17 protein-coding genes are annotated in these 20,048 nt (G+C 71.3%); 5 read left to right on the top strand and 12 right to left on the bottom strand.

Features of this window, described 5'->3' with window-relative positions:
* Positions 1-150: 150 nt before the first annotated feature.
* Genes MQP27_RS46975 through MQP27_RS46965 form a run of 3 tightly spaced genes read right to left on the bottom strand, consistent with a single transcriptional unit; the run spans position 151 to position 3,300 of the window.
* Entirely contained in the window at positions 151-1,722 is a 1,572-nt protein-coding gene (locus tag MQP27_RS46975) for an aldehyde dehydrogenase family protein (RefSeq protein ID WP_242777462.1), read from the bottom strand.
* Positions 1,723-1,763: 41 nt separating this feature from the next.
* Positions 1,764-2,510, bottom strand: coding sequence for an SDR family NAD(P)-dependent oxidoreductase (locus MQP27_RS46970; RefSeq protein WP_242777460.1), 747 nt, complete (start codon positions 2,508-2,510; stop codon positions 1,764-1,766).
* A gap of 31 nt (positions 2,511-2,541) precedes the next feature.
* Positions 2,542-3,300 carry a VOC family protein gene (locus MQP27_RS46965; protein WP_242777458.1) on the bottom strand — a complete coding sequence of 253 codons (759 nt, stop codon included), beginning with the start codon at positions 3,298-3,300 and terminating at the stop codon, positions 2,542-2,544.
* A gap of 207 nt (positions 3,301-3,507) precedes the next feature.
* Between MQP27_RS46965 and MQP27_RS46960 the strand changes: the two genes are divergently transcribed.
* Positions 3,508-4,101, top strand: a complete 594-nt coding sequence (locus MQP27_RS46960; RefSeq protein ID WP_242777456.1) for a TetR/AcrR family transcriptional regulator — start codon at positions 3,508-3,510, stop codon at positions 4,099-4,101.
* 53 nt (positions 4,102-4,154) lie between these two features.
* Here MQP27_RS46960 and MQP27_RS46955 read toward each other — a convergent pair whose 3' ends face one another.
* On the bottom strand, positions 4,155-4,994 hold the full coding sequence (locus tag MQP27_RS46955; RefSeq protein WP_242777454.1) for a helix-turn-helix transcriptional regulator: 840 nt from the start codon (positions 4,992-4,994) through the stop codon (positions 4,155-4,157).
* A 169-nt stretch (positions 4,995-5,163) separates the two neighbouring features.
* Here MQP27_RS46955 and MQP27_RS46950 point away from each other — a divergent pair, with 169 nt between their 5' ends.
* The gene (locus MQP27_RS46950; protein ID WP_242777452.1) at positions 5,164-5,925 is read left to right on the top strand and encodes an SDR family NAD(P)-dependent oxidoreductase; all 762 of its coding nucleotides are present in this window, start codon (positions 5,164-5,166) and stop codon (positions 5,923-5,925) included.
* 45 nt (positions 5,926-5,970) lie between these two features.
* Here the strand turns inward: MQP27_RS46950 and MQP27_RS46945 are convergent, their stop codons facing one another.
* Positions 5,971-6,705, bottom strand: coding sequence for a TIGR03943 family putative permease subunit (locus MQP27_RS46945; RefSeq protein WP_242777450.1), 735 nt, complete (start codon positions 6,703-6,705; stop codon positions 5,971-5,973).
* On the bottom strand, positions 6,702-7,694 hold the full coding sequence (locus tag MQP27_RS46940; RefSeq protein ID WP_242777609.1) for a permease: 993 nt from the start codon (positions 7,692-7,694) through the stop codon (positions 6,702-6,704). Before MQP27_RS46940 ends, MQP27_RS46945 begins: the two co-directional genes overlap by 4 nt.
* A 356-nt stretch (positions 7,695-8,050) precedes the next feature.
* On the opposite strand from MQP27_RS46940, the gene MQP27_RS46935 reads away from it, so the two are divergent.
* Positions 8,051-9,952 carry a potassium channel family protein gene (locus tag MQP27_RS46935; RefSeq protein ID WP_242777607.1) on the top strand — a complete coding sequence of 634 codons (1,902 nt, stop codon included), beginning with the start codon at positions 8,051-8,053 and terminating at the stop codon, positions 9,950-9,952.
* 239 nt (positions 9,953-10,191) lie between these two features.
* Here the strand turns inward: MQP27_RS46935 and MQP27_RS46930 are convergent, their stop codons facing one another.
* The gene (locus tag MQP27_RS46930; protein WP_242777448.1) at positions 10,192-12,027 is read right to left on the bottom strand and encodes a S9 family peptidase; all 1,836 of its coding nucleotides are present in this window, start codon (positions 12,025-12,027) and stop codon (positions 10,192-10,194) included.
* Positions 12,028-12,079: 52 nt separating this feature from the next.
* Between MQP27_RS46930 and MQP27_RS46925 the strand changes: the two genes are divergently transcribed.
* Both MQP27_RS46925 and MQP27_RS46920 read left to right on the top strand, forming a co-directional pair.
* Complete coding sequence (locus tag MQP27_RS46925) at positions 12,080-12,322, top strand: hypothetical protein (RefSeq protein WP_242777446.1); 243 nt, start codon at positions 12,080-12,082, stop codon at positions 12,320-12,322.
* 45 nt (positions 12,323-12,367) lie between these two features.
* Complete coding sequence (locus MQP27_RS46920; RefSeq protein WP_242777444.1) at positions 12,368-13,165, top strand: SURF1 family protein; 798 nt, start codon at positions 12,368-12,370, stop codon at positions 13,163-13,165.
* 43 nt (positions 13,166-13,208) lie between these two features.
* On the opposite strand, the gene MQP27_RS46915 is transcribed toward MQP27_RS46920, so the two are convergent.
* The 5 genes from MQP27_RS46915 to MQP27_RS51280 all read right to left on the bottom strand — a co-directional run bounded on the left by MQP27_RS46915 (position 13,209) and on the right by MQP27_RS51280 (position 20,031).
* On the bottom strand, positions 13,209-14,252 hold the full coding sequence (locus MQP27_RS46915) for a hypothetical protein (protein ID WP_308290095.1): 1,044 nt from the start codon (positions 14,250-14,252) through the stop codon (positions 13,209-13,211).
* A gap of 113 nt (positions 14,253-14,365) precedes the next feature.
* Complete coding sequence (locus MQP27_RS46910; protein WP_372511465.1) at positions 14,366-15,043, bottom strand: SigE family RNA polymerase sigma factor; 678 nt, start codon at positions 15,041-15,043, stop codon at positions 14,366-14,368.
* Between the two features lie 439 nt (positions 15,044-15,482).
* Positions 15,483-16,535: an aspartate-semialdehyde dehydrogenase gene (locus MQP27_RS46905; protein ID WP_242777441.1), complete on the bottom strand. Its 1,053-nt coding sequence runs from the start codon at positions 16,533-16,535 to the stop codon at positions 15,483-15,485.
* Entirely contained in the window at positions 16,532-17,809 is a 1,278-nt protein-coding gene (locus tag MQP27_RS46900) for an aspartate kinase (protein WP_242777439.1), read from the bottom strand. The genes MQP27_RS46905 and MQP27_RS46900 overlap by 4 nt, the downstream gene beginning before the upstream one ends.
* A 143-nt stretch (positions 17,810-17,952) precedes the next feature.
* Positions 17,953-20,031: a tetratricopeptide repeat protein gene (locus MQP27_RS51280; protein WP_278197340.1), complete on the bottom strand. Its 2,079-nt coding sequence runs from the start codon at positions 20,029-20,031 to the stop codon at positions 17,953-17,955.
* Between the last annotated feature and the right edge of the window lie 17 nt (positions 20,032-20,048).

The raw sequence follows: 20,048 nt of genomic DNA, 5'->3' as shown, positions 1-20,048 counted from the left end.
CCCGGCCCAAGTGCCCTCCGGAACTGCTCCGGCTGCTGCCTGAAGGACGTCAATTGCTGGTCCGGACGACTCGATACCAACCGTAATCGCCGCACCCCAGCCCTGATCAGGTGAAACAGCCCCGACAGTGGTCTCGTTGCCGGATTGTGGTCAGTCGAAGGCGTGGGACGCGAAGAAGTCGAGGGTGGTGATGGGTTCCGTGCCTGTGGGGAGGCGGAGGGTTTTGGTGTGGGCGAATTCGGTGAGGGTCTGCTGGGCGTGCAGGCGGCCGTAGCCGCTGTGCTTGGTGCCGCCGAAGGGGGTGCCGAACAGGCCGGCTCGGCTGTAGTGGTTGAGGAACATGACGCTTGCGCTGATTGCTTTGGCGACTCGGACCAGACGTTCGGCGTTCGCCGTGAACACCGCTCCTACGAGCCCGAAATCCGTGCCGTTGGCGATGCTCACGGCCTCGTCCTCGTCGTCGAAGCGGATGAGGGACACCACGGGGCCGAAGATCTCCTCGTTGGCGATACGCATGTCCCGAGTCACGCCGGTGAACAGGGTGGGAGGCGCGAAGTAGCCGCCCGCCAGCTCCGGGGCCGACGGGAGGGCCGCCTGGGCGGCGATCACCGCGCCCTCCTGCTCACCGATCCCGATGTAGCCGACGACCCTCTCCCGGTGTGCCTCGGTGACCAGGGGCCCGACGTCGGTGGCCGGATCGGCCCCGTCTCCGACCCGTAGTCGCCGCACCGCCTCCCCGAGCCGCTCGGCGAACTCGTCGTGGACGCCTGCCTGTACGAGCACCCGGGAGGCCGCCGTGCACGCCTCGCCCTGGTTGTAGTAGCCGCCCTCCAGTGCCCAGCGCACCGCCGAGGCGATGTCCGCGTCGTCGAAGACGATGAACGGGTTCTTCCCGCCCAGCTCCATGAGGGTGGGTGTCAGGTTGTCGGCCGCCGTCTTGATCACCTTCGCGCCCGTGGTGGGCGCCCCCGTGAACGAGATCTTGCCGATCAAGGGGTGCCCGGCGAGTGCGGCGCCCGCCGTGCCCGTGCCCGGCACCACGCGGACGACGTCGGGCGGCAGGATCGGCTCGATCAGCTCGAACATGCGCAGGACCGACAGCGGTGCCTGCTCCGGCGGCTTGACCACGACCGTGTTCCCCACCACCAGAGCGGCGGCCGTCTTGCCGGCGGTGACGATCGGCGGCCAGTTGAACGGCAGGATGGCGCCGATCACGCCGTACGGCTCCAGCGTCGTGATGTCGAGGATGCCGCCCGCGTCCCGCACGGACCCGGGGATCGCCTCGCCGAGCGAGCCGAACAGGTCGAAGACCGTGGCGGCGGAGAGGACGTCGAACCTGGCCTGGCTGAGCGGCTTGCCGTTCTCGCGGGACTCGACGGCGGCGATGCCGTCGAGGTCTTCGCGCAGCGCGGCGGCGATCTGCCGCAGGTACTCGCCTCGGCGGCGTGGCGTGACCGCCCGCCATGCCGGCTGGGCGGCATGAGCGGCCCGGACGGCCTCGTCGACCTGTTTCGGGCCTGCGCCCCGGACGACTGCCAGCAGGCTGCCGTTCGCGGGATTCTCCACGGTGAAGTCGTCCGCGGCGGTGTCGGAGGACCAGTGGCCGGTGACCTGTGCACAGTGGCCCGTGACCTGTGCACAGTGGTCGGTGACCTGTGCCGCCCCTGGCGGGAGGGCGCCTGCTCCCGGTACGGCTGCAGCGCTGGATTCCGTTGCGGGCACGAGTACTCCTTCCTCGGTACGTCGTGAGCGGCGGGCCGCCGTCACAGCTGGGTCTGGCCGCCGTTGACCTCGTACACGGAACCCGTGACGAAGGACGCCTCGTCCGACAGCAGGAAGGCCGCCACGGACGCGACCTCGTCCACGGTGCCGGGGCGCTTCATCGCGGTCTTGTCGGCGATGGCCTTGCGGATCTGCGGAGGCAGCCCTTGTGCCGACGGGGCGTCGATCGGGCCGGGCGCGATCGCGTTGATCCGGATGCCGCGCTGGGCGTACTCGACGGCGGCGCTGCGTGTCAGACCGACGATCCCGTGCTTGGAGGCCGCGTAGGCGGGGCGGCCCGCGTGGGCCATCACTCCGGCGGTGGAGGCCATGTTGAGGATGGCGCCGCCGCCGTGGTCGACGAAGTGGGCCAGTTCGGCCTTCATACAGAAGAAGGTGCCGGTGAGGTTGGTCCCGATGACGTCGAGCCAGTCCTGTGGGTCGACCTCGTGGGTGTCGGTCAGCGCGGGGGTGACGCCCGCGTTGTTGAAGGCGAAGTCCAGGCGGCCGTACGTGCGCACCGCGAACCCGACGAGTTCCTGGGCCGCCTCGAAGGTGGAGATGTCCGCCGTGAACGCCGCGGCCCGTCCTCCCTCGGCGGCGATCTCCTTGGCGACTCGTTCGGCGCCGGCGGTGTCGCGGTCCGCGACGATGATCTTCGCGCCCTCGCGGGCGAGTCGCTTGGCTCCCGCCTCGCCCAGGCCCGAACCGGCGCCGGTGACGATGCCGACCTTGCCGTTGACGGTCATGGTGTCCTCCTTGGTGGTGGGGCTCGGTGCGTCAGTGGGTGGGGGCCAGGGCGGTGAACACCGCGCCCGTGGGGTCGGCGAGGACCGCGATGGCGCCGTGCTCGGTCGCGGTGGCCGGCATCAGCACCGTGGCGCCGAGCCGGACGGCGGCGTCGGCCGTCCGCGCGGCGTCGGCGACGGTGAAGTACGCGTCCCAGTACGGGGGCATCTCGGCCGGCATGGCCGGTGGCCGCGGCAGCAGTACCGAGATGCTCCGGCCGCCCAGCTGCAAGTCCCGGCGGTTCAGGGGGCCGTAGGGCTCGCCGAGGGTCCAGCCGAAGACCGGGCCGTAGAACGCCGCGGACGCTTCGACGTCGTCGGTGATCAGCTCGCCGCCGTGGAAGGCGCCCGGCTCGCCCGCGACACCGAAGCCGCGGTGCTCGCCGGCCTCCCACAGGCCGAACCGGGTCCTGGCGTGGTCGGCCACCTCGGCCGAACGGCCCGCCGTGCCCAGTGACCGGGGCCCGCTCAGCACGCTTCCGCCGGCCGCGGTGATCTTCTCGGCGGCCTTCGCCGCGTCGGTCACGTTGACGAACGTGGTCCAGGAGCCGCGCCCGGCACCGGGCGTCGCCGTGACGGCGGCGGCCGGGCGCCCGCCCAACTCGGCCAACCACGACTGCGGTTGCCCCCCGAACCCCTCGGCGAAGGTCCAGCCGAACAGCTGCCCGTAGAAACCCGTGCTCACCTCGGCGTCGGGCGTGCTCAGCTCCACCCACGCCGGGGCGCCGTCCTCGTGGAAGTCGATATTCACTGCCTTCTCCTCTCATCGCTTCACTGCGCCTGTCCACCATAGACACGATTGTCAGTGAGTGACAAGCTAGGCAGTGAGAGACCATCATGACGGTCGGTGCGAGTGCGGGTGCGAGTGCGAGTGCGAGTGCGAGTGGCGGCGACTGACAAAAATGGCACGCTATGATCCGCCGATGGGGAAGACGGCGGCGAAGCGGGAGACGGTGGGATGCGCGATGTAGCCCGGCGGGCGGTGCGCGCCGAGATCGCGGCCAAGGCGATGGAGCTGTTCCTGGAGCAGGGGTTCGAGGAGACGACGGTCAACCAGATCGCGGCCGTGGTCGGCATGTCCGGACGGAGCCTGTTCCGCTATTTCGACACCAAGGAAGACATGGTGATCGGCGGGCTCGTCGAACTCGGACAGGACGTCGCCGCCGCACTGGAGGACCGGCCGGCCGACGAGGAGCCGTGGTCCGCGCTGCGGCACGCCCTGGAGGTGTGCGTCACCTCGCTGGAAGACGATGAGGTCGGTCTGCGCCGGGCGAAGATGCTCGCCGAAACCCCCTCGCTGCGCACCGCCATGCTCGACAAGCAGCTGCGCTGGCAGCGGATGCTGGTTCCGCATGTCGAACGACGGCTGCGAGCGTCCGGGCAGCCGGAGGCAGCGAAGACAGCGAAGGCAGCGCAGTCACTGCGGGCGCGTGCTCTGGTCTCGGCGGCTCTGGGCTGCCTGGACGTCGCGGCGACGGTGTGGACGGAGGTCGGGGGCGGGCGGCCCCTGACAAACCTCGTCGACGACGCGTTCGCCGCCGTACGCTCGTAGGCCCTGCCGGAACCCCGGCCGTACGGCCGCGGCCCGATCGCGTGGCCGCCCGGTCACGTCGCCAGGTGCTGGCTTCCGATCACCGACAGCAGCTGGAGCTTGTCGTGGTCCTCCGTGCCGGGCGTCGCGGTGAACACCAGCAGCGACTGGGACTGGTCCGGGTCGACCAGCGTCTGGCAGTAGAGGGAGATCCTCCCGAGCTCGGGGTGGATGATGCCCTTGCGGTTGGTGTACGTGACGCCCACCTCGTGGCGGGCCCACAGGGCGGCGAACTCGGGGCTCGCGGTACGGAGTTCGCGCGCGAGCAGGTCCGCCCGGGATCCGCTTCCCTCGCGCGCGGCGACGGCTCTGAGCTGTGCCACGTACACGCGACTGTGCGTGGCGTGGTCCTCCGGGACATAGCGTCCGCGCTCGCCCGGGTCGGTGAACCAGCGGTGGAAGAGGCTTCGCTCGGGCCCGGTGAAGTGGGTCTGGTCGCCGAGCAGGGCCACGGCGAGCGGGGTCTGGACGAGAGTCTCGCCGATGCCGGTGACGATCTGCGCCGGCGTGTCCTGGAGCCGGTCGAGGATGCGCATCATGCCCGCGTTGACGTGATCGCTGCGCGTCGCGCGGGCGGGCGCGTTGTGTCCGGCCAGCACGAACAGGTGGTCGCGCTCGTCGAGGGTGAGCCGGAGACCGCGGGCGATCGAGGCGATCATCTGTTCGGACGGCCGGGGCCCGCGCCCTCGTTCGAGGCGGCTGTAGTAGTCGGTCGACATCTGGCACAGCACGGCCACTTCCTCGCGCCGCAGTCCCGGCGTACGACGGCGGTGCCCCGCGGGAAAGCCGACGTCGGCAGGTTGCAGCGCCTCTCGACGCGTACGGAGGAACGCCGCAAGGCCCGTCTGATCCATACCGCCACTGTGCCGCGCCCGACGGACCGTATCCACTGTCTGCCGATCCCAGGCTGAGCTCCTCCACCGCAGCCTGGGATCGCCGGACAGTGGACAAACGGGCACTGGTTGCCGCTGCCGCCGGCGCCTCAACTGGTCTGTGAAGCCGACACCCCGTCAAGGAGTCACCATGAGCACCGACCAGAAGATCGCCGTCATCACCGGCGCCAACCGTGGTCTGGGACGCGCGCACGCCCTGCACCTCGCCGCGGCCGGCGTCGACGTCGTCGTAACGTACCGGAGCAATCAGGCGGAGGCCGAAGAGGTCGTGGCGGCCGTCGCGGAGCGGGGCCGGTCCGCGGTCGCGCTGCGCCTGGACACCGGCGACGTGGGTTCCTTCGCCGGCTTCGCCGAGCGGCTGGGTGCCGAACTCGAAGCCCGCTGGTCCAGGACGACCTTCGACTTCCTGGTCAACAACGCCGGTCATGACCTTCAGGCCCCGTTCGCGGAGACCACCGAGAAGGACTTCGACGACCTGGTGAACGTTCACCTCAAGGGCGTCTTCTTCCTCACCCAGACCCTGCTGCCGCGGCTCGCCGACGGCGGCGCCGTCGTGAACGTCTCCAGCGGACTGACCCGCATCACCGTCCCGGGCCACGCCGCCTACGGCGCGGTCAAGGGCGCCGTCGAGGTCCTCACCCGCTACCAGGCCAAGGAGCTCGGCGGACGCGGCATCCGCGTCAACGCCATCGCCCCCGGAGCGACCGCGACCGACTTCGGCGGCGGCATGATGCACGACGAGCAGGTGCGCGCGTACCTCACCTCGCAGGTCGCGCTGGGCCGCGTGGGCGAGCCCGACGACATCGGCGCCGCCCTCGCCGCGCTGCTCTCGGACGCGAACCGATGGGTCACGGCGCAGCGCGTCGAGATCTCCGGCGGACAGAGCATCTGAGGCCGGCGCCGACAGCCGATACCCCCTCGCGCGGCTCGGCCGGTGTCAGTTGTTCCAGCTCTCGTCGTACGGGTCCTTCGGTACGGGGACGGGGGTCGCCGAGGTCACCCGGAGGTACGGGATGGGGCCGTTGTTGACCGGGTCCCTGGTCTCCTTGGCGGTGTAAGTGCCGGTCACCTCCAGCCACTTGTCCGGCTGGAGGACCGGGGGGATCTTGCCGGTCAGGGCGATCTTCACCGGCTGGGCGTCCGCGGCGCAGCAGTTGAGGGCCATGCGGACGAGGTAGGGGGCGCCGGTGCGGTCCAGGGCCACGAAGCCGGTGACCTTGATCCGGTGGCCGGTGAGGTGGCGGCCGTGGTCGTAGACCGCGCGGGTCGCGTAGTCGACCACCGTGAGGGGGAGCGGGTCCTCGGCCGGCAACGCGTTGTAGCCGTACGGCTGTTGGAGGGCCGTGCCGGTGCGCATCGCGCTGTACGAGCCGAGGGCCGGCGGGGCGACCAGGATCAGGGCGAGGAGCGGGAGGACCAGGAGCCAGGAGATACGGGGTTCCCGGTGGACGTGGCCCGCGCCCTCGCCGCCGGCGGCCGCCGCCGTCGCCCTTCGGCCCCGCCACTCGTACCACGCCGTCGCCAGTGACGTCGCGATCAGTACCGCGCCCGACAGGAGCAGCAGGGGCTGCAGGCCCGCCTTGACGTAGCGCAGGTACAGGTCGGTGAATCCGGCGTGCAGCAGGGCCGCGCCGGTGAGGAACAGGACTGCCGCCTGTGCCTGGCGGTTCACAGCAGCACCGCCGCGGTCAGGACCGCGCCCAGGATCGCCGCCACGAAGGTCGCCGGGGCGAAGCGGAGGGCGAAGCCGCGGCCGAAGGTGCCCGCCTGCATCGCGAAGAGTTTCAGGTCGATCATCGGGCCCACCACCAGGAACGCCAGTTTGGCCGTGAGTGAGAACTGGGTCAGCGACGCCGCCACGAACGCGTCGGCCTCCGAGCAGATGGACAGCAGTACGGCCAGGATCGCGAGCGCGAGGATCGCGACCAGCGGGTTGTCCGCCGCGGTGCGCAGCCAGCTCGCCGGGGCCACGGCCTTGAGCGTCGCCGCCGCCATCGCGCCCACCACCAGGAAGCCGCCCGCGTGCATCACGTCGTGCCGGACCGAGCCCCAGAACGCCGCGCCCTTGGTGTCGCCCTCGTGGTGCGGGCGCTCCGGTGGGCGCAGCCAGTCCGTGCGGCCCAGGCGGTGCCACAGCCAGCCCATCGCGCAGGCCACGAGGAGGCTGGCCACGAAGCGGGCCAGGACCATCTCGGGGTTGCGGGGGAAGGCCACGGCGGTCGCGGTCAGGACGATCGGGTTGATCGCGGGGGCGGAGAGGAGGAAGGCGAGGGCCGCGGCCGGGGTGACGCCCCGGCGGACCAGGGCGCCGGCCACCGGGACCGACGCGCACTCGCAGCCCGGGAGGATCGCGCCCGCCATGCCCGCGACCGGGACGGCGAGGGCGGGGCGGCTGGGCAGGGCGCGGGCGAAGAACGACGGCGGCACGAACACCGCGATCGCCGCGGAGAGCAGCACGCCGAGCACGAGGAACGGCAGCGCCTGCACGAGTACGGCGACGAACACCGTCATCCAGCTCTGCATCACCGGCGCGGACAGGGCTCCGCGGATCGGCCCCTGCAGCAGCACCAGGAGCAGCAGAAGCATGGTAAGAACAAGCGGCGACCGCGCCTCCCGCCGCCCGACCTCCGCCGCCTCGCCGACTTCCGCTGCCCCGCGGATCGCCACCGACCCGTCGATCTCCGACGCCCGCTCGCGCTCCGACGCCGTGCCGGGCGCGCGCTCCGCCGCCTTCCCGGTCACCCTCTCCTCCCCCTCCGGAGCGCAGGTCGTCGGCTCATGGCTGTCCTCCCCCGTGGGGGCTGGTCGGGTGATGGCCACGGGCGCGGTACCTCCGGTGGTGCGGAAGGGGGTTGGTTTCGGTTGGTTTCCCTCCCCTTCGGTACGGCGAGGAGGGTGTGAGCGTTCAGTGACCCCGGCCATTCGTCGGTGGAACCACCTGTCCCGGTGAGGCAGTCTTTTCCCTCGTGGTGAGCGTGCCGAATCAAGGGCTGCCGGACGGGGACCCGTCCGCGCACATGGTCGTGTGCGGCGACGACGGGCTGGCGCACCGGCTCGCCGCCGAACTTCGCGGCGTGTACGGGGAACAGGTCACCCTCGTCGTACCCCCGTCGGAGCGGAATGTACGACCGCCGGTCGTCGGGCGGGCCCGGGCGACGACGGCCGCGCTGATCGACCGGGTGAGCGCCGCCGTGAACCGCGGCAACGGCAACGGCGAACCCGTCGGCGGCGAACGCCTCGTGGAGGCCGCCGAGCCGACCGAGGAGGCGCTCGGGACGGCGGGCGTGGCCCGGGCCGCCGCGCTCGCGCTCGTCTATGACGACGACGAGACCAACATCCGCGCCGCCCTCACCGCCCGCCGCCTCAACCCCCACCTGCGGCTCGTGCTGCGCCTCTACAACCGACGGCTCGGCCAGCACATCGAGGAACTCCTCGACCAGGCAGCCGCGTTGGCCGCGGGCGACGGCGACGGATCCGGCTTCGACGCGTCTACGACCGTGCTGTCCGACGCCGACACGGCGGCACCGGCGCTGGTCGCGACCGCCGTGGCCGGCACCAGCAAGGTCGTACAGACCGACGGGCTGCTGCTGCGGGCCGTGGAGCGGGCGCCGCGGCCCGGACAGGTGGCCGAACCCGGGCTCGCCACGCTCGCCGTGCTGTCGCCGACCAGCGCGGACGGTTCCGGACTCGGCGAGGACGACGGGCCGTTGCTGCTGCCGGACACGGCGGCGGTACGGGGTGCGACGGGGCGTGGGACCGTCGTACTGGAGCAGGTGTCGTACTCCGGGCCCGCGCTGCCGCCCGCGCGCGGCGCCGTGCCGTTCGCCTCGCTGTTCTCGCGGCGGCTGCGGTGGTCGCTCGCGGGCATGGTGGCGTGTGTGATCGCGCTCGCGGTGGCCCTGTGGGTGGTCACCGGGATGCATCCGCTGAGCGCCTTCTATCTGACGCTGCTCGATCTCTTCGCCATCGACGATCCCGCGATCGGGGCGCCTGTCGGGCGGCAGGTGCTCCAACTCCTTTCCGGGCTGGTCGGGTTGCTGCTGCTGCCGGTGCTGCTGGCCGCCGTGCTCGAAGCGCTGGGGACCTTCCGGTCGGCCTCGGCCCTGCGGAAGCCTCCTCGGGGGCTCGGCGGGCATGTGGTCCTCCTCGGGCTGGGCAAGATCGGTACGCGGGTGCTGGTCCGGCTGCGGGAGCTGCACATTCCGGTGGTGTGCGTCGAGTCCGACCCGGAGGCCCGGGGGCTGGCCACGGCTCGGCGGTTGCGGGTGCCTGTGGTGTTGGGGGATGTCACTCAGGAAGGTGTGCTGGAGGCCGCCAAGATTCATCGGGCGCATGCGCTGCTGGCCGTGACCAGTGCGGATACGACGAATCTAGAGGCCGCGTTGTACGCACGGTCGGTTCGGCCGGATCTGCGGGTGGTGTTGCGGTTGTACGACGACGACTTCGCGACCGCCGTGTACCGGACGCTTCGGGCCGCTCATCCTCGGGCGTCCACGCGGAGTCGGAGCGTGTCTCATCTGGCTGCGCCGGCGTTTGCCGGGGCGATGATGGGGCGGCAGATCCTGGGGGCGATTCCGGTCGAGCGGCGGGTGTTGCTGTTCGCCGCGGTGGATGTGGGTGGGCATCCGCAGCTGGAGGGGAAGACCGTCGCGGAGGCGTTTCGGGCGGGGGCGTGGCGGGTGTTGGCGCTGGATACGGGGGTTCAGGGGGCCGGGAGCAGCGGGGGTGCCGGGGGTAGCGGGGGTGGGCAGGAGCCTGCGGTGGAGGAGGCGTACGAGGACGGGCGGGAGTCGGGGCTGGTGTGGGATCTGCCGGACACGTATGTGTTGCGGGCGGAGGATCGGGTGGTGCTGGCCGCTACGCGGCGGGGGTTGGCGGAGTTGCTGGGGCGGCGTCGGCGGGAGCGGGCGGGGGCGTGACGGGTGCGGGGCGCTGGGGCGGAGTACCGGCCTGTCGCTCACCCGCGCTGGCGGGGTGCCGCCTGCGCCCACCCGTGCCGCCCCAGCGGCACGACTGCCCGCAGACGGCGCGGCGTTGCAGGCACAGGCGGCCCGACCGCCCACAGGCTGCGTGCGTAGGACGGCACGGCCCGACCGCCCGCAGGCTGCGTGCGTAGGACGGCACGGCCCAACGGCCCGCAGGCTTCGCGATCCCGCGCCTAGGCCTGCTTCTCGGTCTCACCCCCCAAGTACCTCTCCGCAAAGTCCAGTTCCAAGCGGACCTGCTTGATGCGTTCGTCGACCACCAGGGAGCCGTGGCCCGCGTCGTAGCGGTACACCTCGTGGGGTGCTGCTCTCGCCTCCAGGCGTTTCACGTAGTTCTCGATCTGGCGGATCGGGCAGCGGGGGTCGTTGACGCCCGCCGAGATGTAGACCGGGGCCTTGACCTTGTCGACGTAGGTCAGGGGGGACGAGGCCTCGAAGCGGTCGGGGACCTCCTCCGGGGTGCCGCCCAGGAGCGTGCGGTCCATGGCCTTCAGCGCTTCCATCTCGTCGTGGTACGCCGTGACGTAGTCGGCGACGGGGACCGCCGCGATGCCCAGGGTCCACGCATCCGGCTGGGTGCCGAGGCCGAGGAGGGTGAGGTAGCCGCCCCACGAGCCGCCGGTGAGGATGAGGCGGTCGGGGTCCGCCAGGCCCGATTCCACCGCCCAGTCGCGGACCGCGGCGATGTCCTCCAGCTCGATGAGGCCGACCCTGTGCTTCAGGGCGTCGGTCCATGCGCGGCCGTAGCCCGTGGAGCCGCGGTAGTTGACGCGGACCACCGCGTAGCCGTGGTCCACCCAGGCCGCCGGGCCCGCCGCGAAGGCGTCGGAGTCGTGCCAGGTGGGGCCGCCGTGGATGTCGAAGACCGTCGGCAGCGGGCCGTCCGCGTCCGCCGGCTTCTGGACCAGCGCGTGGATGCGGCCGCCGGGGCCCTCCACCCACACGTCCTCCACCGGCACCGAACCCGGGGACTTCATGCCGGGCGGGTCCAGGACCACCTTGCCCGTCGTCGAGCGGACCGCCGACGGCTCGGCGGCCGACGACCACAGGTACTCCACGCTGCCGTCGGGCCGGGCCGTCGCGCCGGAGACCGAGCCGGGCGGGGTCGGCACCTTCTCCAGGGCGCCGCTCGCGAGGTCGTACCGGAAGAGCTCGCTGCGGGCCTCGAAGCTGTGCGCGATGAGCAGGCCCGTGCCGTCCGGGTACCACTCGGCGCCGACGTCGCCGGGCAGGTCGAGGGCGAGGTCGGTCTCCTCGCCCGTCGCCACGTCCCACACCAGCGGCTCCCAGCGGCCCCGGCGCTGGTGGCCGATCAGCAGGCGGGTGTCGCCGTCGACCGGCGCGAAGCCCAGGACCTCCAGGCCCAGTTCCTCCGTGCCGCCCTTGGTGTCGTCGAGTTCGGCGACCGGCGTGCCGTCGGGGCGCAGGACGCGCAGCGCCGAGTGCATCGCGTCGCCGTGCTCGGTGTGCTCGATGGCGATCAGCGTGCCGTCGTGGGAGAGGTCGCCGACGCCCGCCGACTCGCGGTGGCGGTAGATCTCCACGGGCTCGGAGCCGGTGCGGGCGAGGTGGATCGTCGTACCCTCCTCGTCCGTGGAGCGGCCGACGATCGCCGTGCGGCCGTCGCGGCCCAGGGCCAGGCCCGCCGGGTAGGAGGCCTCCAGGCCGGGGGCGGCGGGTTCGTCCGGGCCGCCCTCGAAGGGCTGTCGGCGCCAGATGCCGAATTCGTCGCCGTCCTTGTCGTCGAACCACCAGATCCACGCGCCGTCCGGGGAGAGCACGCCGTCCGTCGTGCCGTTCGGCCGGTCCGTGACCTGGCGCTGTTCGCCCGTCGCCCGGTCCCAGGCGTACAGCTCGTACGTCCCCGTCGCGTTCGACACGAACAGGGAGCGGTCCGGTGCGTCCTCCGCCCAGTCGGGCAGCGACACCCGCGGCGCCCGGAAGCGCTTCTCCCAGTCCGGCATCTCCTCGGTCCGCTTGGGCGAAGCGGACCCGTTGCTCTCAGTCATGGCCCCATAGTGCCTGCCTTCACAGACAATCCGCTGGCGAGGTCCTCAGCCTGTGGATAACTTCTACCGGCCGCTTACCAACCGCACCCGCGAGCAGGCGGGTGACGTCGTTGTCAGTGGCGAGGTGCAGACTTTTCGACATGACCGATCTGCGCAAGACAGTCAAGAGCTTGCCGTCCACAACCTGCCGCAGACCCGCGATCGGATCATCGCCGAGCCGGGACAGGTCGTGAGCTGGGCGCACTTCAGGGTGGGGCTGGAGGAGATCTACGGCATATCGACGGTGCGGTACTGAACCCCGCGGCCCCCTCCCGCGGAGCAGCCCCGTACCTTTGAAAGCGTGTACCGGTTTCTGCTGACGCCCCGCTGGTGGGGGATCAACGTCTTCGTGCTGCTCGCCATCCCCTTCTGCGTCTTCATGGGGTCATGGCAGCTGAGCCGCTTCGAGGACCGTGTGCAGGACCACCGTGACGCCACCGAGCAGATCTCGGCGGACCGGCACGAGACGGCCCGTCCGCTGCGGGAGATGCTGCCTGTGGACAAGTCGACCTCGGGGCGGCAGATCACCGCGACCGGGCGGTACGGCAAGCAGCTTCTCGTCCCCGACCGTCAACTCGACGGCCGGAACGGGTACTACGTGCTGACGCTGCTGCGCACCGACGGCGGCAAGGCGCTGCCCGTCGTGCGCGGCTGGCTGCCGGGTTCCGCCGACGCCGCGAAGGCGCCCGCCGCGCCCACCGGCGAGGTCACCGTCACCGGTGCGCTCCAGGCGTCCGAGACGCCGGGGGACAACGGGGTGAGCGCGCAGGGCGGGCTGCCGGACGGGCAGACCGCGGCGATCAGCGCGGCGTCGCTGGTGAACCTCGTGCCGTACGACGTGTACGACGCGTGGGTCACGCTGGGCAAGGCCGACGCCGGGATGAAGGCCGTGCCCGCGACGGCGCCGGCGGACTCCGGGCTGGACCTGAAGGCGTTCCAGAACCTGGGCTACACCGGGGAGTGGTTCGTCTTCGCCGGCTTCGTGGTGTTCATGTGGTTCCGGCTGCTGCGCCGCGAGGTCGAGTTCGCCCGGGACGCGGAGATGGGGCTGGTGACCGAGGAGGAGCCGGTGAGCGCGACCAGCTCGTCCGGCGTGTGAGAACCAGCTGGGTGAGGACCCGCTGTGTGAGGACCCGCCCTCGTCACGCCCCGGCCAGCACTCCGGTGTAGATCACGGTCCCCGCGCACGCGTTGGACACGGTCGCCGAGACCGTCGGTGAGCCCGCCTCCGTCGTGTGGGACACGGTCACGCTGCCGTCCTGGGTGCCGTCCTCCCTGACCAGCTGCGTGGTCACGCCGCTGTCCGTGCCGCTGGAGGCGGAGCCGGAGGAGGTGCTGCTGTCCCCGGTGGGGGTCGGGTCGGCGGTGGCGCCGCCGTCGGTCGTGCCGCCCGTGCTGGTGCCGGTGCTGGGGCAGCTCTCCGAGGGGACCCAGGCGAACTTGACCTCGTAGGCCGCGCCCGGAGCCAGCAGGAGCGAGGTGACCTCGGTGGACGGGTCGGGCAGGCCGGACGCGCCGTCCCCCGACACATGCCGGGCCAGGATGATCTTCGAGGCGTCCGCGGCGCCCGCCGTCTGCGTGCTCACCGAACCGGGCCCGCCGACCGTGCAGGACGTGGTGGAGATGTTGACGACGCGGAAGGTGCCGTAGACCGTGTTCGCGGCGTCGGCGCTGCCCACGGTCGAGGTGGGCGAGCCGAGCTGGTCGGCCGTGCAGACGGGGGCCGAGGCGCTGGTGGCCGACGGGTCGGTGCCCGCGCTGCCGCCCGCCGCCGAGCCGGTGTTCTTGCCCTTGCCGTCGCCCTTGGTGTCGCCCTTGTCCTTGCCCGGCGAGGAGCCGGAGCCGCCGCCGGCGGTGCTCTCACTGCCGTCGGCGTTTTTTCCCTGGCTCGACCCGCCCTGGGCCTGGGAGGCCTGGCCGACGGTCGAGGGGTTGACGTCGGAGCCGGTGGAGTTGGACACGTGCACGAGGGCGGGGACGGCGGTGCCGATGAACAGGGCCGCGGCCGCCATGCCGACGACGGCCTGCCGCTTGCGCGCCCGGCGGGCGGGGACGGCCTTGCGCAGGTGGTCCAGGGCGCCTTCGCGCGGCTCGACCGTCTGCACCGCCTGGTGCAGCATCCTGCGCAGCGCCAGCTCGTCCGAGTCGAACCCCTCGGGGCTCCGGTCGTCCTGGCCGTGGTTCACAGTTCCGTTCCCAGCGTGCGATGGCGTGTGCTCTTGCTCGGGCTGTCTTGTCGGCTCGTGCCATGCGAAGGGCTCATGGCGCTCATGGGAGTCACGTCCCTCGCCGTCCTTGTTCATGCCGGCGCCTCCATCGCGATGCGGAGCGCCGCGATGCCGCGGGAGCCGTACGCCTTGACCGAGCCGAGGGATATGCCGAGCGTCTCGGCGACCTGGGCCTCGGTCATGTCCGCGAAGTAGCGCAGCACCAGGACCTCGCGCTGGCGGCGCTGCAGGCCCTTCATCGCCTTGATCAGGGAGTCGCGCTCCAGCTGGTCGTACGCGCCCTCCTCGGCGCTCGCCATGTCCGGCATCGGCTTGGACAGGAGCTTGAGGCCCAGGATGCGGCGGCGCAGCGCGGAGCGGGAGAGGTTGACGACCGTCTGACGCAGGTAGGCGAGCGTCTTCTCGGGGTCACGGACGCGTTTGCGCGCGGAGTGCACGCGGATGAAGGCCTCCTGGACGACGTCCTCGCAGGAGGCGGTGTCGTCGAGCAGGAGGGCGGCGAGGCCGAGCAGCGAGCGGTAGTGGGCGCGATACGTCTCGGTGAGGTGGTCGACGGTCGTGCCGGCCGCCGCGGTGTCGTCGGCGCCGTCGCGCTGATTCGGTATGCGGGTGGGCCGCGCCGCGGGCATGGGCGCGATCACCGGCATGCCGCCGCCGGGCGCACCGGGCATGCGGGGTCGGAGCGACGGGCGGGGCGGCCGTAGAGCCGTACCGCGGGTCGCTGCCTGGAAGTCGAGAACCTCTGCCACGCCAGTTGGACACGCTCCACCCCGTGAGGGTTGTACGTGCCGGGCGTCACTTTTGCGTCATGTGCCGCAGCCGGACGTCTGGTGTCAGGCAGCGCAACCGACCGTGCGTCAAGCGCCCTCATGCCTACCCGCTCTTCCCCTATGTCCCTGAATGACCGAGGCGTCCCCACGCCTCACCAAGCGTCCCCGCTCCCCCGAAGGGCGTTCGCAAAGACGCTCCCCGCCCTTCGCGCGGTTGCGAAGGGCGGGGAGGGAAATCTTCGGACGCCCGGGCGGCCCGGGGCAAGTGGTCCGGACCATTACTCCGGACACACATCGCCCACAGATCCTACAAACCGACTAGCCCACAGCCAGGGCTTTTCCGTCGGTAACCCTTTTCTTGTACATGTGTTGCGGGCAACACGGCACGTCATGGGAGCGCGACCATGGTCACCTGGTGTCACCCGAACTCGACCGCCACCAGTTCCGCGATCTGCGCGGTGTTGAGGGCCGCGCCCTTGCGCAGGTTGTCGCCGCAAACAAAGAGTTCGAGGGCGGTCGGATCGTCGAGCGCCCGCCGGACCCGGCCCACCCAGGTCGGATCGGTGCCCACCACGTCGGCGGGTGTCGGGAACTCGCCGGCGGCCGGATCGTCGAAGAGGACGACGCCGGGGGCGGTGGCGAGAATCTCACGGGCCCCGTCGACGGTGACCTCGCCCTGGAAGCGGGCGTGCACGGTGAGGGAGTGCGTGGTGACGACCGGGACCCGTACGCAGGTCACCGCGACGGGCAGGTCCGGCAGTCCGAGGATCTTGCGGGTCTCGTCCCGCACCTTCATCTCCTCCGAGGACCAGCCGTCCTCGCGCAGCGACCCGGCCCACGGTACGACGTTCAGCGCGACCGGCTCCGGGAACGGCCCGGTGTTGTCGCCGACGGCCCGCCGTACGTCACCGGGGCTGGTCCCGAGCTCCGTGCCGGCGACCAGCGCCAGCTGCTGCCGCAGGGTCTCGACGCCGGCCCGACCGGCCCCGCTGACGGCCTGGTACGAGGAGACCACCAGCTCGCGCAGGCCGAACTCGGCGTGCAGCGCGCCCAGAGCGACGATCATGGAGAGGGTGGTGCAGTTGGGGTTGGCGATGATCCCGCGCGGCCGTACGCGCACCTTGTGCGGGTTGACCTCGGGCACCACGAGCGGCACCTCGGGATCCATCCGGAAGGCGCCCGAGTTGTCCACCACGACCGCGCCCTTGGCGGCGGCGATCGGCGCCCACCGCTCGGACACCTCGTCGGGTACGTCGAACATGGCGACGTCGACCCCGTCGAAGGCGGCCTCGGTGAGCGCGACCACCTCGACCTCCCCGCCGCGCACGGCCAGCTTGCGGCCGGCCGAGCGCGGCGAGGCGATCAGACGGATCTCGCCCCAGATGTCCGCGTGCTGGGACAGGATCTGAAGCATGACCGTGCCGACGGCTCCGGTCGCACCGACGACCGCGAGCGTCGGGCGTACGGTCATCGCCCGGTGCCGCCGTACACGACCGCCTCGGCGGTGTCGGAGTCGAGGCCGAAGGCGGAGTGGACGGCCTGGACGGCCTCCGGGACGTCGTCGGCGCGGGTGACGACCGAGATGCGGATCTCGGAGGTCGAGATCAGCTCGATGTTCACGCCGGCGTCGGAGAGCGCCTCGAAGAAGGAGGCGGTGACGCCCGGGTTGGTCTTCATGCCGGCGCCGACCAGGGAGATCTTGCCGATCTGGTCGTCGTAGCGCAGCGAGTCGAAGCCGATGACCGCCTTCGCCTTCTCCAGGGCGTCGATGGCCTTGCGGCCCTCGGTCTTGGGGAGGGTGAAGGAGATGTCGGTCAGGCCCGTCGACGCGGCCGAGACGTTCTGCACGACCATGTCGATGTTGATCTCGGCGTCGGCGATGGCGCGGAAGATCGAGGCGGCCTCGCCCGGCTTGTCCGGCACGCCGACGACCGTGACCTTGGCCTCGGAGGTGTCGTGCGCGACACCGGAGATGATGGCCTGCTCCACCTTCTTGTCCCCTTGCTCGATCGGTTCGCTGCTGACCCATGTGCCCTGCAGTCCGCTGAAGCTGGACCGGACGTGGATCGGGATGTTGTAACGGCGGGCGTACTCCACACAGCGGTGGAGCAGCACCTTGGAACCGGAGGCGGCGAGTTCCAGCATGTCCTCGAAGGAGATCCAGTCGATCTTCTTCGCCTTCTTCACCACGCGCGGGTCGGCGGTGAACACGCCGTCGACGTCGGTGTAGATCTCGCAGACCTCGGCGTCGAGCGCGGCGGCCAGCGCCACGGCCGTGGTGTCGGACCCACCGCGTCCCAGCGTGGTGATGTCCTTCTTGTCCTGGCTGACGCCCTGGAAGCCGGCGACGATGGCGATGTTGCCCTTGTCCAGCGACTCCCGGATACGGCCCGGGGTGACGTCGATGATCCGGGCTTTGTTGTGGACCGAGTCGGTGATGACGCCTGCCTGGCTGCCGGTGAACGACTGGGCCTCGTGGCCCAGGTTTTTGATCGCCATGGCCAGCAGGGCCATGGAGATACGCTCTCCGGCGGTCAGCAGCATGTCGAACTCACGCCCGGCAGGCATCGGGGATACCTGCTCGGCGAGATCGATCAGCTCGTCCGTCGTGTCGCCCATCGCGGAAACGACGACAACCACCTGGTTGCCGTTCTTCTTCGCTTCCACGATTCGCTTGGCGACGCGCTTGATGCCCTCGGCATCGGCTACGGAGGAGCCTCCGTACTTCTGCACGACAAGGCCCACGTGCGCTCCTCGCTCGGTTCGGTGTGTCGGCTCAGTTTAACGAGCGTCCGAAAACGACCTTGGGGGTATCGGATCGTGAGATACGGGCGCTCGGGGAGGTCTCTGCCCGGTGGGGGGCGGGGGATGCCGGTTAGTGGTGCAGGTCACTCGGGGGGCTGAAGGCTCTGGCGGGCGAACTCCAGGATGTCGCGGACCTTGAGGGTTTCGGGGTGGGTCTCGCCGTAGGCGCGGCGGAGGCCGTCGAGGGCCTGCTCATAGGCCTCGACCGCCTCCGCCGGACGGCCGGCCGCGCGGTAGGCGGCTCCGAGGTTGTTCAGCACCGTCCAGATGTACGGGTGGCGGCTTTCCAGCAACCGCTCGCCGTCGGCGAGGCAGCCGCGCAGCAGGTCGACGGCCCGCTCCGGCTCTCCGCACTCCTGATGGGCCCAGGCCAGGTTGGTGCGGGCGGTGAACGTCACCGGATGCCCCTCGCCGTAGCGGCGTTCGGCCTCCTCGGCGTACTGCCGTAGCAGCGGCAGCGCCATCTCCCCCAGGCCGGCCGCCAGCAGGTCGCTCAGGAGATCGCCATGGGCCCGGAACGTGCGCTCGTCGTCCCGGCCGGCGTGCTCCACCAGCATCTCCAACGACTGCCTGTGCAGGCGCATGGCGGTGTCCAGGCGGCCCGTCCGGTAGTACGCGGAGCCCAGGGCGCCAAGCAGCCTCGCGAGTTGGGGGCGGTCCTCGGCCAGGATCCGCCCGCCGTCCTCGCGGACCCGCTCCAGCAGCGTGATCGCGGCGGAGTAGTCACCCGCCCACGAGTGCGCGTGGGCAAGGTCGCCGGCCACGGCCAGCGTGCTGGGGTGCTCGGGTCCCAGTCTCCGTACGCAGGTGGCATGGACTCGGACGAGGAAGCGCTGTGCCCGGTGTACGTCCAACTGCCCCATGAGCAGCGTGCCGGCCCTGTGCATGACCGCGGCGAGCAGCTCCGTGTCCTCCTCCGGCGGCACGTGATCGGCCAGCGCCTCGACATGGGGGATCAGCGAGCGCCAGACGGGCCGGGCGGAGACGGCGTCCGCGGGGTCTTGGGGAAGGGCGCAGAGCAGCGAGTGGATCGCCTGGTCCCGGGCTGCCCGGATGAATTCGCCGTTCCCCGCTTCACGCCCGTCCGGCGTCCGCGTCACCGCCTGCACCAGCCGGTGCACGGACAGCGTGCCGCCCTCCGTCGAAACCATACTGTGGGCGACCAGGCGCCCCAACCCCCGAGTGACGGCCAGCGGTTGACGCGCCCCCTGCTCCAGCAGACTCCGCGGAATACCGTCCGGCGCGTACCAGGCAAGGACGTACAACAGCACGACCGCCGTCTGGTCCCCCTCCTCCAGCCGGTCCAGCGTCACGCGCCACACCCTGGCCACCGTCCGCTCCGGATCCCCGCCCTCCGCCGTCGCCGCGTACATGTCCGCCGGATAGTCCCCCAACAGCTCCAGATACCGCCCCGCCGAAGTCCCCGTCTCCCGGCAGAACGCCGCCGCCTGTTCCACCGCGAGCGGCAAGTGGCCGAGTTCCGCGACGAGTTCGGGCACGTCCGCCCCGCCGCCGGGGCAGATGCGCTCGAACAGCTCGGCCGCGTGCCCGGCGTCGAGGACGTCCAGGTCCACCGTCGTCGCCGTACCGTGCCACCCGGTCCCCCGCCGGCTCGTGATCACGAACCGCCCGCCGCCCCGCGCCCGCTCCAACAGCGGCTCGACATCCGCCGGATCGGCCACGTTGTCCAGGACGATCAGCCACCCGTCATGCGTGCCCAGCCACTGCAAGGCCCGTTCCCGCAGAGCTTGTTGAGGGAGTACGGCGGCCAGCTCCGGCTGCATGGCGATGCCCAGCCCGGTCAGCCCCGCGTCGATCGCCGCCGGACTGTCGGCCGTGATCCACCAGACGGGATTGCGGTCCTCGCCCGCCCGCTCCCGCGCCCACTTCGCCACCAGCGTGGACTTGCCGATCCCGCCGAGGCCGTGCACGCACACCACCCCCGACAGCTCGTCCAGCAGGCCGAGTTCGCGCTCCCGGCCCACGAACACACGTGTCGGCAGGGGCAGTTTGACGACCCACTTCGCCAACTCTCCCACCGGCATGAAGGCTTCCGCAGGAAGCACCACGGCCTGCTCGATCTGCTGGACGTAGTCCCCGGTCGCGATGTTGCGCGCGTCCCGTCCGACCCCTACCGCCCGCTCCCCCGGAACATCCACCATTGACGCTCTCCGTAATC

The organism is Streptomyces cylindrosporus (assembly GCF_022698165.1).
GTDB classification, from domain to species: Bacteria; Actinomycetota; Actinomycetes; order Streptomycetales; family Streptomycetaceae; genus Streptomyces; species Streptomyces cylindrosporus.
Note: the sequence above shows the minus strand (reverse complement) of the source record. Positions and strands in the feature narration are given on the sequence as shown.

Bases quoted from the DNA above. Each gene is read 5' to 3' on its own strand.
- MQP27_RS46970 (WP_242777460.1), bottom strand. From the start codon at position 2,510: ATGACCGTCAACGGCAAGGTCGGCATCGTCACCGGCGCCGGTTCGGGC.
- MQP27_RS46960 (WP_242777456.1), top strand. From the start codon at position 3,508: ATGCGCGATGTAGCCCGGCGGGCGGTGCGCGCCGAGATCGCGGCCAAG.
- MQP27_RS46955 (WP_242777454.1), bottom strand. From the start codon at position 4,994: ATGGATCAGACGGGCCTTGCGGCGTTCCTCCGTACGCGTCGAGAGGCG.
- MQP27_RS46950 (WP_242777452.1), top strand. From the start codon at position 5,164: ATGAGCACCGACCAGAAGATCGCCGTCATCACCGGCGCCAACCGTGGT.
- MQP27_RS46935 (WP_242777607.1), top strand. From the start codon at position 8,051: ATGGTCGTGTGCGGCGACGACGGGCTGGCGCACCGGCTCGCCGCCGAA.
- MQP27_RS46930 (WP_242777448.1), bottom strand. From the start codon at position 12,027: ATGACTGAGAGCAACGGGTCCGCTTCGCCCAAGCGGACCGAGGAGATG.
- MQP27_RS46905 (WP_242777441.1), bottom strand. From the start codon at position 16,535: ATGACCGTACGCCCGACGCTCGCGGTCGTCGGTGCGACCGGAGCCGTC.
- MQP27_RS51280 (WP_278197340.1), bottom strand. From the start codon at position 20,031: ATGGTGGATGTTCCGGGGGAGCGGGCGGTAGGGGTCGGACGGGACGCG.